We start from the raw sequence: 14396 nt of genomic DNA, 5'->3' as shown, positions 1-14396 counted from the left end.
CAGGTGCCCCACATGCTCAGATCGTCATTGAACATATACAGGAATGGCGTCTTATAGAAGGATACGCCCTGGGTAGCATAACAGATGTAGATCTCATAGGCCCCGTCATCCCGGAGCTGCTGCTCGTGGTCGGAATTGCGGATACTCTCCTCATCCAGGGTGCACTTGACGCCAACCTCCCCCAGATTGGTAACGATAATCTCAGCAATGCGCTGGTATAGCGCCGCCTTGGTAGCATTGTACTGGGGTGTGACCAATACATCCATAGGGGTTCCGTCGGGCCGCTCCCGCCAGCCGTCGCCGTCGGTGTCTACATACCCTGCTGCCTCCAGAATCGCCTTGGCCTGCTCCTGATCCTGCACCAGCTTGGGCAGGCTGTCGTCGTAGCCAATACCCGCGGGGGAGATGATGCCCTCGCCGGGTACCTGCCCGTCCTCACCGCCGATGGTGGTGGCCAGCAGCTCATAGTTCAGGGCATAGCGCACCGCTCTGCGGAACTCCAAATCATCGGTGGGCTGTTTCTGAAAGCCGAAGAGGATCTCGAACAGGCCCATGTTCATCCCCCTTCCGGGGTCTACCCCATCCACACCCGAGATGGAGGGCAGCATGGTGGGCGAAATCGGGTTGGAGTAGTCGTACATGGCGTCCACTTCCCCGGTGCGCAGGGCCATCACCAGGGCATCCTGGGAGTCGTAGCTGCGCACCGTCACGCTGCGTACCGTCAGGGCGCGGCCCATGTAGGTCTCCCCAACCGCCTCATAGTGCATGGTCTGCGCCTCCTCATCCACCTGGACAAGCTTATAGGGGCCGCAGCCGATGACAGCATCCTCGCCGGTGTAGCCGGAGGGATCCTCGATTCCTTCCCAGATGTGCTTGGGATACATACGCACAAAGACGGCGGAGTTCCCCAGGGTGAAATAGGCCGCCCCATCGGCCACCTGGAAGTCCACGGTGGTATCGTCTACCTTCTCCACGCCGGTGATCTTGGAGAGATAGCCAGACTTGAGTTTGTTGTTCATCAAATCGACCGTAAAGATGACATCGTCAATCGTAAATGGCTCTCCATCATGCCACGTAATTCCCTGATCCGTGGCAAAGGTAGCCCGGATGGTGCTGCCCTTGTCCAGAATCTCCCAGGAGGTCATCAGGTTGGGCTGCATCTCGTTATTCTCATCCCGCACCAGCCAGGTTCCGGCGCAGAAGGCATTGTAGTTCATGCGGCCGAAGGAGCCGCTCTCCGAGGCCAGCGTCCGTGGAGTGACCTCCTTGCAGATACCGATCTTCAGCTCCTCCACCACGCCGGCGGAGGCCGTCCCCTCCGTCTGCGCCGGAGCGCTCTGGGGTACTCCGCTCTCCTCCGGCGTCTGCGCGGAGCAGCCAAATAGCCCCAGCGTCAAGGCCCCGGCCAGGAGCAGGGAAAGCACTTGTTTTTTCATGCGGAAAATACTCCTTTCATATTCAGATGCCGCTTAACGAACGGGGCGCAGGCTATACCAGGTCTCGCAGTTGATCACGCCCCAGCCGGGATAGTTCGTCCACCCCTCGTATTTGTCCGTGCGGTAGGGAAAGTACGCCTTGTCCCAGCAGAGGGCTTCCCCGATGTACTGCTCCGCATTGATCTGCTGAAGGAGCTTGGTTCCCTCAATGTAGGCCTTCTCATCAGACGCCTGCCGCCTGGTCTCATACGCCTCTACAAACTCCGGCAGATCACAGGTGCCCCAATTGCCATCCAGGGTATTGTCAATAAAGTAATAATAGCAGGAGGTCTGAGACGCCATTCCGGAAGTGCAGTAGCAGATAAAGATCTGGTAGGTTCCCTCCTTGCAGAGCTGATCCTCATATTCCTCATTGGTAATGCTCTGCTCGTCCACATGGGCCTTAACCCCAATGGCATCCAGGTTTTGAACCATGACCTCTGCAATCCGCAGGTAGATCTCGCGGCGTGTGCTACTGTTCTGGGGGGAAACCAGAATATCCATGGGGCTGCCGTCCGGCATCTCCCGGTAGCCGTCTCCGTCCACATCCAGGTAGCCGCCTTCATCCAGAGCGGCCTTCGCTGCCTCCAGATTCTGTTCCAGCTTGGGCAGCGTCTCATCATAGCCGAGATTCGGCGGCGCAATGACCCCCACCCCGGGTACCTGGGCATCCTCACCGCCGATGGCGTCGGCCAGCAGCTCGTAGTCCAGGGAAAGCGTGACTGCTTTTCGGAAGTTCAGGTCGTCCGTAGGCCCTTTCCGGAAACCGAACATGATCATATAGCTGCCCGTATTGTCACTCATACCGGGCTCCACGTGCTCCACACCCGTGATGGAGGATGCCATAGTGGCCGGGATGGGACTGGCATAGCTATACATGGCGTCAATTTCGCCATTGCGCAGAGCCATGACCAAAGCATCATTGCTGTCAAAGGACCGGAGTGAAACCTTCTTTACCGTCACCTCGCGGCCCAGATAGGTGTCGCTTACGGCCTCGTAGTAGCTGGTCTGAGCATCCTCGTCCAAGCTGACAAAGCGGTAGGGGCCGCAGCCGATGACAGCATCCTCCCCACGGTAGTCCTTCGGGGCGTCAATGTTCTCCCAAATGTGTTTCGGCTGGACGTAGAAATAGCCGGCCACCAGTTTGAGCCACTGATAGGCGCCGGGCTCCTTCAAAACCACCTTGATGGTGTCCTCATCCACCTGCTCAGCATGGTCCACATAGGAGCCGTAACTGGATTTGCGCACATTGATGTTATAATCGAAGGTAAACAGCACATCGTCCATGGTCAGGGGCTCCCCATCATGCCAGGTGATGCCCTGGTTCAGCGCCAAGTCACAGGTGATGGTAGTAGAGTCTTCACTGACCGTCCAATCTGTAACAAGGAATGGCTCTACCTCGCCGTTGGGCCCCGTCTGCCAGAAGGGCGCTGTCACAAAGGAGTTATAGCACATCTTTCCAAATGCGCCGCTCTCCACAAAGGTGGTAAAGGTGTCGTTTGCGGCGGTGGTCCCGAGGTGCAGCTCCTCCGCCGGCTGCGCAGAGCAGCCGAACAGGCCCAGCGCCAGCGCGCCGGACAAAAGCAAAGATAAAACACGTTTTTTCAAGAATTGATCTCTTTTCTCAGTTTCAGGCGATCGGATGCAGGTTATACCATGTGGAGTTGTTGATCACACCGCGCCCCGGGTAATTATTCCACCCCTCATAGCGGTCCGTCCGGTAAGGGAAGTAACATTTCTCCCAGCAAAGAGAAATGCCAAATAGCTGCTCAGCATTAAGTTCCTGCATATTTTTGATATTCTCCAGATATTCGTCATAACTGGAGGAGAAAAATACGGCTCGGTAGGCCTCCGAGTACTCCGGAATATTACAGCTTCCCCAGCCCGGGAATTCAGGAGTATCGATCATGTAATAAAATCCGGTGCGGTACTGGGCCACACCTGCCGAAGTGGCCCCTAAATAAAGCTCGTACTTCAGAGAACGCCGCACTTCGGTCTGATGATCTGAATTGCGGACACTCTCTTCGTCCAGTATGACCTTGACGCCGACATCCGCCAGATTGCTCTGAATGATCTCTGCCATACGCAGGTAAAGGGATTGAGTCGTCTTGGTCACCTGCGGCGTCAGCAGCACTTCCATCGCGGAGCCGTCCGGCAGCTCCCGCCAGCCATCTCCATCCGTATCCGCGTAACCAGCCTCATCCAGAATTGTCTTGGCTGCCTCCACATCCTGTGCAAGCCGCGGCAGCTCGGCATCATACCCTAGATTGGACGGTGGAATGAAACCCGCACCGGGTACCTGCGCGTCCTTTCCACCGATGGAGACTGCCAACAGCTCGTAGTCCAGCGCCTTGGAAACCGCCTGCCGGAAAGCCAGGTCGTCAGTTGGCTGAGCTTGGAAGCCAAATACCAGCTGATAACAGCCGGGCTTGTCGCTCATGCCCGGATCCAGTCCCTCCACTCCGGTGATTGAATTCAGCTGAGTGGCCGAAATAGATGTGGAATAGTTATACATAGCATCTACCTCCCCGCTGCGCAAAGCCATAATCAGTGCGTCAGAGGAGTCATAGGTACGTACTGTGACGCTTTGCACGGTAAGGGGCCGCCCCATATAGCTCTCCCCCACCGCCTCATAGTACATCGTCTGGGCCTCTTCATCAAAGCGGACAAACCGGTAGGGACCACAGCCTACCGCCGCATCCGGCTCAGCGTATGCCTCCGGATCCTCAATTCCCTCCCAGATATGCTTAGGGATGGGCCATACCGACATGCAGTTATTGAGGAATAAAAAGGCTGAAGGGGAGTCGAAGTGGATTCGCAGCGTGGTTTCATCCAACTGCTCCACCTCGTCTATGGCCTGCATATGGCTATGCCCGGCCACATTGGGCAGATAATCCAAAGAGAATATAATGTCATCCATGGTCAACGGCTCCCCATCGTGCCAGGTGATCCCCTGATCCACCGCAAACGTGGCGATAATCTCGCAGTTGTCCTCCGAGACCTCCCAGCTAGTCATCAGATAGGGCTGGGCCATATTATTTGCATCAAACTCCAGAAGTGGCGCTGCACAGAAGGATGTATAGTTCATTCGTCCAAAAGCGCTGTCATCGTTGGACATATTAAAGACCTCCGGCGCGGTCAGTGTCCCGATTTTCAGCTCTTCCACAACGCCAGCGGAGGAGCTGCCCGCCGTTTCGGCGGGAGAGCGCTGAGGTGCGCTCTCCTCCGCCGGCTGTGCGGAGCAGCCGAACAAATTCAGCGCCAGCGCGCCGGACAGGAGCAGAGATAAAACCTGTTTCTTCATCTGTTGTCTCCTCTACATCAGCCGTCCGTCCCGTCGATAGGGTGGACATTATACCAGGTCTTGTTGTTGATGACACCCCAGCCCGGATAGTTAATCCAGCCCTCAAACCGGTCGGTACGATAGGGAAAATAGCACTTGTCCCACGCCAGCGGCATTCCGATGACGTTCTCCGCCGCCATTTCCTGCAGTGCCTTCACCCGTTCGTTATAGGTCTCATAATCAGGCGAGTTCATCATGTCTAGATAGGTCTGCACAAACTCCGGTTCGCTGTAGGTACCCCAGGCGTTTCCATACCCCTTGTCCACATAGTAGTAAAATACGGTCTCATAGGCCGCCACACCAGACGAAGTGCTGCCCAGTGTAATTTCATACTCGCCGCTGTAGATAAAGGAACGGTAGGTATCCGTATCGGACTGGTGCTGGTCATCAATAGTGCACTTCACCCCCACATCCGCCAGATTGGAGACAATAATCTCCGAAAGCCGGTCGAAGAGCGCTTTCTGCGTGGCACTATAAGGAGCGGTAAGGAGGACATCCATTGGGCCGCCGTCGGGCATCTCTCTCCAGCCGTCGCCGTTCGTGTCCACATAGCCGGCCTCATCCAAGATGGCCAGAGCAGTCTCCACATTCTGGCTGAGGCGTGGCAGTTCAGAATCATATCCCTTGTTCGGGGGGGCCACCAGCCCCACTCCGCCGATCTCAGCATTTTCTCCGCCGATCGTGGCGGCCAGCAGTTCATAATCCAGCGCGTCGCGCACGGCCTTCCGGAATGCCAGGTCTCCGGTCGGCTGCTTATTAAAGCCGAATACCAACTGGTATTGTCCGGGGTTGTCACTCATACCAGGATCCACGTCCTCAATTCCGGTAATGGAGGGGGCCATTGTAGAGCTCAGGGAGTTGGAGTAGTCGTATATCGCGTCGATCTCGCCGTTGCGCAGGGCCATCACCAGGGCGTCCTGGCTGTCATAGGTGCGCACCACCACATGCTGGATGGCCAGCTCCCCTTTGAAATAATCCTCGACCGCATCAAAGTACATGGTCTGCGCGTCCTCATCCCAGGATACGAAGCGGTAGGGCCCGCAGCCAACCGCAGCGTCTGCCTCGTGGTACTCATTGGGGTCCTCTACGCCTTCCCAAATGTGCTCCGGGTAGACGAACACCGCCATACAGGCATAGTTGATAAAATTAAAAGCGGAAGGGCCGTCAAAGTTGAGTTTAAGCTGCGTATCACTGATTCGCTCCACACTCTCCAGCATGTGGATATAGCTGGACTTCTTTACATTCATCAGATAGTTGAAGGTAAACTCAATATCGTCCATGGTCAGGGGCTCTCCGTCGTGCCAGGTGATCCCCTGATCTGTGGCAAAGGTGGCCACCAGACTGGTCAGATCGTCGCTGAAAACCCAGTCTGTCATGATATTGGGTTGGACAACACCGTTCTCATCCCGCTCGAGAAACGGCGCGGCACAGAAGGAGTTGTAGTTCATCCGGCCGAAGGCGTCCCGCTCGTACATAGTGCTCATTACTTCCGGAGCCTTGGTCGTCCCGATGTAGAGGGTGACTGGCTCCTCCTCGGCCTGCGCCGCAGGAGAAGGGGAGGCATCTCCCGCCGTACCCGGCGCGCCGGAGCAGCCGAACAGGCTCAGCGCCAGCGCGCCGGCTAAAAACAGGGAAAGGACTTGCTGTTTCATTTGAAAACCGCTCCTTTCATACCGCGTCTATTAGACTGCGGGCCGGGTGGAGAACCAGGTCTTGTAGTTGATCACGCCCCAGCCGGGGAAATTGGTCCAGCCCTCATAGTGGTCGGTACGGTAGGGGAAGTAGGCCTTATCCCAGCACAGAGCCAGTCCCACCACCTGTTCATCGGCAAGCGCTTGCAGCTCCTTCATGGCGGCGTTGTACGCCTCGTAGCTGCCGGCGGTCTTCTTGGCCTCATAGGCAGCGACAAACTCCGGGAGCAGGCAGGTGCCCCAGCGGTTGTTGTCGTTATCCCCGATCATGTACATGAAGGCGGTGTCATACATGGCCACGCCGGGAGAGGTATAGCCGATGTAGAGCTCATAGGTGCCCTGCTTGCGGACCTCGGTGGCGTGGTCGGAGTTGCGCACGCTCTCCTCGTCCATGGTAGTCTGCACGCCCACGGCCTCCAGATTGGTCTTGAGCACTTCGGCGATGCGCAGATAGAGGGCCTGACGGGTCTTGTTGTACTGGGGAGTAATGAGGACATTCAGCTCGCTGCCGTCGGGCATATCCCGCCAGCCGTCGCCGTCGGCATCCACATAGCCTCCTTCGTCCAGTAGGGTGTTGGCTTCATCCACGTCCTGAGCCAGCTCGGGCAGCGAGCCGTCAAAGCCCTTATTGGGGGGCGCCACGATACCGGCGTGGGGGATCTGGCCGTCCTCCCCTCCGATGGTGACGCGGAGCAGCTCGTAGTCCAACGCGGCCCGCACGGCCTTGCGGAAGGTTAGGTCGTCGGTGGGCTGCTCGTTGAAGCCGAACACCAGTTGATAGTTGCCGGGGTTGTCGCTCATGCCGGGATCCAGCCCCTCCACTCCGGTGATGGAGTCCACCATGGTGGCGTTCAGGGAGTTGGAGTAGTCGTACATGGCGTCCACCTCCCCGCTGCGCAGGGCCATCACCAGGGCGTCGTGGCTGTCGTAGGTGCGCACGGTCAGCTTGCGCACGGTCAGCTCCTGTCCCATGTAGGTATCCGACACCGCCTCTAGGGTCATGCTCTGGGCCTCCTCGTCCACGCCTGTGAGCTTGTAGGGGCCGCAGCCGATAGCGGCGTCCTCGCCGGTGTACTCGGCGTATTCGCCCTCCACCTTGGACCACACATGCTCCGGCCGAAGGGTGACGAAGTTAGCCATGCTGTTGAGCATGGTGAAGGCCTTGCCGTCGGTCAGCGTCAGGGTGGCCGTGGTCTCATTCACCGCCTCCACCCCTGTCAGGCCGCTGCAATAGCTGGACTTGCGGTCGATCAGATATTGGAAGGTAAACACCACGTCATCCATGGTCACAGGTTCACCGTCGTGCCAGGTGAGGCCCTGATCTGTGGCAAAGGTGGCGGTAATGGTATTTAAGTCGCCGCTCAGCTCCCAGCCCGTCATGAAAAAGGGCTGAACCTTGCCATTCTCATCGGTGACTACAAAGGGAGCGGTGACCACCGCGTTGTAGTTGAGCTTGCCGAAGATACCGTTTTCCGTCATAACGTTGGCGCCGTCAATGGCGGCGGTGGTACCGATGCGCAGTTCCTCCACATAGGCAACGGAGGACTTGCCGCTCTCCACCGCTTCCGGCGGGCCGCTTTGGGTGGAAGCCGCCGGGTTCTGTCCCGCGCAGCCGGCTGCGGTCAGCGCAAGAGCGCCGGCCAGCAGAAGGGATGCCAGTCGTTTCATACATGTTCCTTCTTTCCTTCTCTTAAATTTCTATTCAAAACAGGGACGGTCCCCTGCTTTGGTCTTATAATGAAAGAGCATTCCTGTTTTGTCGTTAGAAAACAGGAATGCTCTTTGTCCTGGATATGCAAAAAGGGCACCGCCGTCCCCAGCGATGCCCAGTTAATGCCCCAATGACCGCGATATCCACCGCGGCAGCATCCAATTCTCCCTCGCCGAAAGAATAGAATCCGATAGACATGGCAGGTCTTCTGACTCCAGATCATCCGGCTTCGCTCACCTTCCCGGTTTCCCAGTGGTATTAAGCGGGCCGTCCCTGTTACAGCAGCGGGAGCTGTCGCAGACTTGCACTGCGTTCCCTTTTCAATACAAACGTATCACCATATCCTGCTATATGAAATTATGGATTCAGTATACACCGCCGTCCAAGGCCTGTCAATATGTGTCTAACGGCGCCGAATGCTCTCTACTTACGGAGCCTAGCGGCAACAGGCACATTCCATTCCCACCGGCTCACCGCCGCATCTGCTCTTCGCCGCCTGTAACGGGCGAACCAATCAAGTATAAGAAATCTCGCGTTGAGAGCAGTCACAGGAGATCACCCCCCTTTTCTTTCCGGCCGGGCTGTGCTATAATTCCTTCATATACGTTTTCAGCAAGTGGCCAGACTCCGTCTGGTTAGAGGGAATCGGGTGCAACTCCCGAGCGATCCGGTCACTGTAAGCGGGGAGCGTGCTGCAGATCGCCATTGCATGTTTCACATGTGAGAAGGCGCAGCACGTGACGAGCCGCAAGCCAGGAAACCTGCTTGCTGAATTTGTGGGGACGCTTCCGGTGAAAGCTGCTCCACAGGCCGCCGGCCCTGCCGGTGCGCCTGTCTGCAAGCCGGCTCCGCGTCAGAATACGCGGGGCCGGCGATTTTGCTTTCTCCGGGCAGAGAGGAGAAATGCGCATGCGACAGCCTTTTTTTGAAGATCTGATGACCGCGATGTACCCCTCCGGCCTGCTGCACACCTTTGGTGTAAACGGGAAGATCTCCGGCAGCGTGGGGGCGGTGGGGGAAATGCAGGAGGTGCTTCCGCTCCTCCACAGCCCGCGGGGCTGTGGGTTTCACTACCGCTATTCCGCCCGGCGTCGGCACCAGCCCTTTTACAGCGTGCTGACCTCCAATCTGGAGGAGCGGGACATCATCTGCGGCGGGGAGGAGAAGCTCCGCCAGGCCATACGGGACGCCTGGAGCCGCTACCGCCCCGGGCTCATCATGGTGATCCCCTCCCCGATCAGCGACATTCTGAACGAAGATGTGCGCTCCGTATGCGCCGAGCTGCGGCGGGAGGGTATTTCGGTAGTGGGTGTCCAGTCGGAGCTCTTCTCCCACCGGGACAAGAACTACACCCGGAACCGCCTGAAGGAGCTGGCCCGCCAGACCATCACCGGCGACAACCGGCTGGAGATGGAGCTGAAGGGCTGCGGCTTCACCGAGGCGCTCTACGCCCTGGTGGAGCAGGTGATGGAGCCGTCCGCTCAGATCCCGCACAGCGTCAACATCGAGACGGTGGGCTGGGGGAGCGAGGGAAAGGCCGCCCTGCGGGAGCTGGAGGCCTTTTTGAACGGCTGCGGGATCCAGGTGAACACGTGGATCCCCAGCGCCCCCCTCTCCTCTCTGGTACACGCCCCGGCCGCGGAGCTGAATCTGGTCAAGCGGGTTCGCTGGGCCAGACGCATGCGGGAGAAATTCGGAACCGCATACCTTCACATCGGCGGCGCGGGACGCTACGCCGGACTGGATGGAATCTGCACCTTTTACCGGGACATTGGACAGGCCCTCCGCATGGAGGAGGCGGTGGAGCCCGTCGTCCTGGCGGCGCGGGCCCAGGCCCTGGAGGAGACGGCGGAGGCCCGCCGCCGCCTGGGGCAGGCCCGGGCGGTTCTCGTCAGCCGCAGCATCCAGCAGGCTCCCTTCGAGCTCAAATCCTATGTGCGGGACTATGGCCTGTCGGTCTCCCATCTCTGTGTCATCCTGACCCCGGAGAGCCGTAAAAACCTGAATGTCACCCCCGCGCTGGAGGACAGCCTGCTGGCCCGGGTACGGGAGGCCGCCGCCCTCTACAGCCCGGAGACACAGCTCCTCCTGAACCCGGCAGAGGAGACGCTGCGCGGAATCTTCGCAGAGGCGGATGTGGTGGTGGGCACCGGCGACTTCACCTTGGAGGGGATGGGCGCGCCGCTGATCCCCGCGGTCAACGAAACCACCTCCCTCTCCTTTCCCTCCTATGTCCGCACGGTGCGTAGGATGTGCCGCCGCCTGGAGCACGGGACGGAGCGCAGCAGTCTTCTGCTGGGGAAAATGCCCTTCCAAAGCCGCCATTACCCACTGTACTGTAATCAGTCTAATCTGGCCGCCAAGGAAATGTGGTCCAGAATGTGGCTCAATCGAAAGGGGGATTCCGTATGAGGCCGGCCAGCGGCTGCAAGCTCTTTGGAGCTTATCAGGCTTTGGGTGGAATTCAGGACGGCGTTGTTCTGCTCCACTCCGTGGTGGGCTGCAATTTTGGCTCCATGTCCCTCCACGTTGCCCAGGATATGCGGGATATCCGGCAGACCTGCACCGTCATCAGCGACAGCGACGTGGTGTTCAGCGGCGAGGCCTCCCTGGAGCGGGCCGTCCGCTCCGCGCTGGAGCTCTTCCAACCGTCCATCCTGTTCGTGGTCAGCGGCTGTGTGAGTGAGATGATTGGGGACGATATCCCCGCCGTCTTAGCCCGCATCCCCCATGAGGCGCCGCTGCTCCATGTGGAGGCGGCAGGCTTCCGTGGGGATGCGGCTCGCGGGCTGGAGGCTGGATGGCTGGCACTGCTCCCGCTGATGAAGCCCCCGGTCCCCCGGCCTTATCCCCGGCCCTATCCCCGTTCTGATCCCCGTCCCCTGGTTAATCTGATCGGGCTCGGGATGGATGACCCCCACGCCGCCGACGATGTTGAGGCCCTCCGGGCTATGCTCGCCCCCCAGGCCGCACTGGGCGCCGTGCTCTCCCGCTGTACGCTGGAGGAAGTGCGCCGCGCCCCCTATGCCGATGTGAACCTGGTGCTCCGTGGAAAGGGGCGTGAGCTGGCGCAAGCCATGAAGGAGTACTTCGGCATACCGTGGGAGGAACTTGATTACCCCTATGGCGCCGCCGGCGCGGACGATCTCTGGAGTCGGCTGGAGCGCCGCTTCGGTCTGGATTATCATCAGGCCCGGGCGGAGCTGGACCGTCAGATTGCAGAGGGAGCCGGAAAAGCCTACCGCTATTTACAGGCCCTCTACGGCATGCCGGCTGCGATCCTCGCCTCGGGGCCGCGGGCCGACGGTCTGCGGCGCTTTCTGGAGCAGGAGCTGGGGATGGAGGTGGTGTGCTTTGCCCGCCGGGAGGAGCTCTCCGACCAGGAGGACTTCTACCGGGAGCTGCGCGGCTCCGAGGCGGCGCTTCTGTTCGGCTCCTCCTTTGAGCAGGACGGTGCCGACGAGCTGGAAATTCCGCTGATCCGCGTGGATTACCCGGTGTTTGATGAGGTCTGTCTGACCCCCCGCCCCCACCTGGGCGGGCAGGGAACCCTCCACCTTCTGGAGGACATCTTCCGCGGCATCATGAACGGCCGCACCTTAAAGGGGGCGCTCTATCAGTGAAACGCATCTGCGTCTATGGAAAAGGGGGCATCGGGAAGTCCACCGCCGTGTCCAACCTGGCGGCGGCCATGGCCCAGGCCGGGAAACGGGTGGCGGTAGTGGGCTGCGACCCCAAGGCGGACTCCACCCGGAGCCTGATGGGGCGGCGCATCCCCACCGTTCTCGACCAGCTCAAGACCGGCGCCTCCGGGGAGATCGCCTTCACGGACAGCCGGGGCGTCCGCTGCATTGAGGCCGGCGGGCCGGAGCCGGGCACCGGCTGCGCCGGGCGGGGCATTATCGTGGCCATGGAGGAGATCCGCAGCCGCGGCCTGCTGGATGACCGGGATGTGGTGCTCTACGACGTGCTGGGGGACGTGGTCTGCGGCGGGTTCAGCATGCCGCTGCGGGAGCAGGTGGCCGACGAGGTGTATCTCGTCACCACCAGCGACTTCATGGCCCTCTACGCCGCAAACAACATCTGCCGGGGCATCCGCAAATACGCCCAGAGCGGCGGAATACGCCTGGCCGGGATCATCCACAACGGGCGCAGCAGCGTGGACAACGACGGCCTGCTCCAAGCCTTTGCGACGGAGCTGGGCACCACGGTGGCGGGAAAAATTCCCATGAGTCCCCTCATCGGCCAGGCCGAGCTGGAGCGCCAAACGGTTGTGGACTGCGCACCGGACAGCGCGCCCGCCCAGGCGTTCCGCGCCCTGGCGTCCGTCCTCCTGGATAACCGCAGCGGCTGCATCCCGGAGCCGATGAGCGACGACGGGCTGGAAGCGCTCTGCCGGAAGGCGGCCCCGCTTTGATTCCGGCTGAGCACCCCTGCCTCTCCGCCCAGGCCCACTTCCGCTATGGCCGGATTCATCTGCCCGTGGCCCCCAGGTGCAACATCCGGTGCGGCTACTGCGACCGCCGCTATGACTGCGCCAACGAGTCCCGGCCCGGCGTCACTTCGGAGGTCATCTCCCCCGAAGCTGCCCTGGACCGCGTGGAGCGCGCCCTGCGCCTGGACAGCCGTCTGCGGGTGGTGGGCGTGGCAGGGCCTGGTGAGCCCCTGGCCAACCCCGCCACCCTGGAGACCCTCCGCCTGATTCACGCCCGCTTTCCCGGACTCCTGCTCTGCCTGAGCACCAACGGGCTGGTTCTGTCTGATGCTTTGCCCGAACTGCTGGACTGCGGGGTTTCCACCCTGACGGTCACTGTCAATACCCGCTCCGTCGTCTGTGCCGGGCACGTCTACCGGACGGTGGGCGGCAGCGCGGATGCCGGAGCCATGGCAGCCTTTCTCTCCGCTCAGCAGGAGGGCGTGGCCAAGGCCGCAGAAGCCGGACTTACGGTGAAAATCAACACCGTCGTCATCCCCGGCGTCAACACCGGGGAGATTGAGGAAATCGCCTGTTGGGCCGCCCGTGCGGGAGCCGCCGTCATGAACCTCATGCCGCTCATTCCCCAAGCCGGCTTTCGGGACAACGAGCCCCCCAGCCAAGCACTCCTGGATGCGCTGCGCGCCAGGGCCCGTGTCCATATCCCCCAGTTCACCCACTGCAGGCAGTGCAGGGCGGACGCAGTGGGCGTGCCCGGAGAATAGACTGCTGCTTTTGATTGATAAAGCCTTGAAAGCGGCCATCTTGTAAGCACCTGCACAGATGTACAGGTTTTGAATAGCAGAAACTCGTGATCGCTATCAAATCGGATTAAGTCCGAGACAGCTCATCAGTCAGTTCAGCTTGTCCTACCTTTATTCGGTAACAGTTCGAGGTAATCCCCCCGCTCTCCCGAAATCTTGCCTGTTTCTCCACCCGGCCCTGGCGGATTAGCTCCGCCAGGGCCCGCTTTATGGTCGAACGGGAGAGGCTCAGATCTTTTGCCATGGTGCCTATGGCGTACCAGCTCTCGCCGTCTTTGTTTGCTCGGTCATGTAGGTAGACCAGCACCTGCTTGGCCCTGGCGTTCAGCTCCGGGTCATTGTAAATCTCATTGAAGTAGCTCATTTCTGTTTCTGTTCCTTTCCCATATGATAATTGACTGTCCCTGTCCGGAGGGGAAACGCCCGATAGATGGCGCTGGTCAGCTCCGCCTTGCTGGCGTAGTAGACCTTCCGGGCTGCCCGCTGGGGCACCTGGTAGGGCTCCCCAAAAGTGATCCCCCACTCCAGGAACAGCCGCAGGCGGGTCTGCATGGGATGGGTCCCGGTTTTCATGACGATGAAGTGTCCCTTGGGGATGGACTTGAGCTCATCCGGGGTCATGAGAGGCCGTTCAATCATCTGGAGGCTCTGGCTGGTATCGTTCTTCCCCCGGGAGATGGAACCACTCATCACGGTGCGGCTGCCCAGGGCCTTGGACAGCACCTCAGCGGTCTGGCTATTAGGGGCGAAGCCGCCGAAGATGGTGTCCTGGCAGTTATCCGTCAGGATCTCCGCCCCCTCCTTGCCGTAGTTCTTCTCCAACTGAGCCAGGGACTGGATGATGGGCACCAGGGTCAGCCGCCGGGAGCGACCGGCTGAAAACAGGGGCAGGATGTCGAAGGCGGGCATGGTGCCCAGCTCGTCACAGAAAAACACCA

11 protein-coding genes and 2 riboswitches are annotated in these 14396 nt (G+C 60.0%); of the genes, 4 read left to right on the top strand and 7 right to left on the bottom strand.

The window, feature by feature from the left end; genetic code table 11:
• From HMPREF0372_RS14350 to HMPREF0372_RS14330, 5 genes are all read right to left on the bottom strand, one after another.
• Window positions 1-1436, bottom strand: a 1436-nt coding sequence (locus HMPREF0372_RS14350) for an ABC transporter substrate-binding protein (protein WP_007493966.1), incomplete at its 3' end; no start/stop codon positions are given.
• Between the two features lie 33 nt (window positions 1437-1469).
• Entirely contained in the window at window positions 1470-3083 is a 1614-nt protein-coding gene (locus tag HMPREF0372_RS14345) for an ABC transporter substrate-binding protein (RefSeq protein ID WP_039997667.1), read from the bottom strand.
• A 22-nt stretch (window positions 3084-3105) separates the two neighbouring features.
• Window positions 3106-4779 carry an ABC transporter substrate-binding protein gene (locus HMPREF0372_RS14340; RefSeq protein WP_007493962.1) on the bottom strand — a complete coding sequence of 558 codons (1674 nt, stop codon included), beginning with the start codon at window positions 4777-4779 and terminating at the stop codon, window positions 3106-3108.
• A gap of 17 nt (window positions 4780-4796) precedes the next feature.
• The gene (locus HMPREF0372_RS14335; RefSeq protein ID WP_007493960.1) at window positions 4797-6470 is read right to left on the bottom strand and encodes an ABC transporter substrate-binding protein; all 1674 of its coding nucleotides are present in this window, start codon (window positions 6468-6470) and stop codon (window positions 4797-4799) included.
• A 30-nt stretch (window positions 6471-6500) separates the two neighbouring features.
• Window positions 6501-8177, bottom strand: a complete 1677-nt coding sequence (locus tag HMPREF0372_RS14330; RefSeq protein ID WP_007493958.1) for an ABC transporter substrate-binding protein — start codon at window positions 8175-8177, stop codon at window positions 6501-6503.
• Window positions 8178-8401: 224 nt separating this feature from the next.
• Window positions 8402-8577: riboswitch (cobalamin riboswitch) on the bottom strand.
• Between the two features lie 240 nt (window positions 8578-8817).
• Window positions 8818-9003, top strand: a riboswitch (cobalamin riboswitch).
• Between the two features lie 126 nt (window positions 9004-9129).
• Here HMPREF0372_RS14330 and HMPREF0372_RS14325 point away from each other — a divergent pair.
• The 4 genes from HMPREF0372_RS14325 to HMPREF0372_RS14310 are packed head-to-tail and all read left to right on the top strand — an operon-like array spanning window position 9130 to window position 13419.
• Window positions 9130-10632 carry a nitrogenase component 1 gene (locus tag HMPREF0372_RS14325; protein ID WP_155117043.1) on the top strand — a complete coding sequence of 501 codons (1503 nt, stop codon included), beginning with the start codon at window positions 9130-9132 and terminating at the stop codon, window positions 10630-10632.
• Window positions 10629-11843 carry a nitrogenase component 1 gene (locus HMPREF0372_RS14320; protein ID WP_007493950.1) on the top strand — a complete coding sequence of 405 codons (1215 nt, stop codon included), beginning with the start codon at window positions 10629-10631 and terminating at the stop codon, window positions 11841-11843. Before HMPREF0372_RS14325 ends, HMPREF0372_RS14320 begins: the two co-directional genes overlap by 4 nt.
• A complete protein-coding gene (locus HMPREF0372_RS14315; protein ID WP_007493948.1) occupies window positions 11840-12637 on the top strand; it encodes a nucleotide-binding protein in 798 nt (265 codons plus the stop codon). The genes HMPREF0372_RS14320 and HMPREF0372_RS14315 overlap by 4 nt, the downstream gene beginning before the upstream one ends.
• Window positions 12634-13419 carry a radical SAM protein gene (locus HMPREF0372_RS14310; protein WP_007493946.1) on the top strand — a complete coding sequence of 262 codons (786 nt, stop codon included), beginning with the start codon at window positions 12634-12636 and terminating at the stop codon, window positions 13417-13419. Before HMPREF0372_RS14315 ends, HMPREF0372_RS14310 begins: the two co-directional genes overlap by 4 nt.
• A gap of 106 nt (window positions 13420-13525) precedes the next feature.
• Here HMPREF0372_RS14310 and HMPREF0372_RS14305 read toward each other — a convergent pair whose 3' ends face one another.
• Together HMPREF0372_RS14305 and HMPREF0372_RS20820 are read right to left on the bottom strand one after the other, a co-directional pair.
• On the bottom strand, window positions 13526-13822 hold the full coding sequence (locus HMPREF0372_RS14305) for a helix-turn-helix domain-containing protein (RefSeq protein ID WP_007493944.1): 297 nt from the start codon (window positions 13820-13822) through the stop codon (window positions 13526-13528).
• Window positions 13819-14396: type IV secretory system conjugative DNA transfer family protein (locus HMPREF0372_RS20820; RefSeq protein ID WP_230979307.1), on the bottom strand; the 578-nt coding region annotated here is incomplete at its 5' end. The genes HMPREF0372_RS20820 and HMPREF0372_RS14305, both read right to left, overlap by 4 nt.

Origin of the sequence: Flavonifractor plautii ATCC 29863 (genome assembly GCF_000239295.1) — a bacterium.
GTDB classification, from domain to species: Bacteria; Bacillota; Clostridia; order Oscillospirales; family Oscillospiraceae; genus Flavonifractor; species Flavonifractor plautii.
Note: the sequence above shows the minus strand (reverse complement) of the source record. Positions and strands in the feature narration are given on the sequence as shown.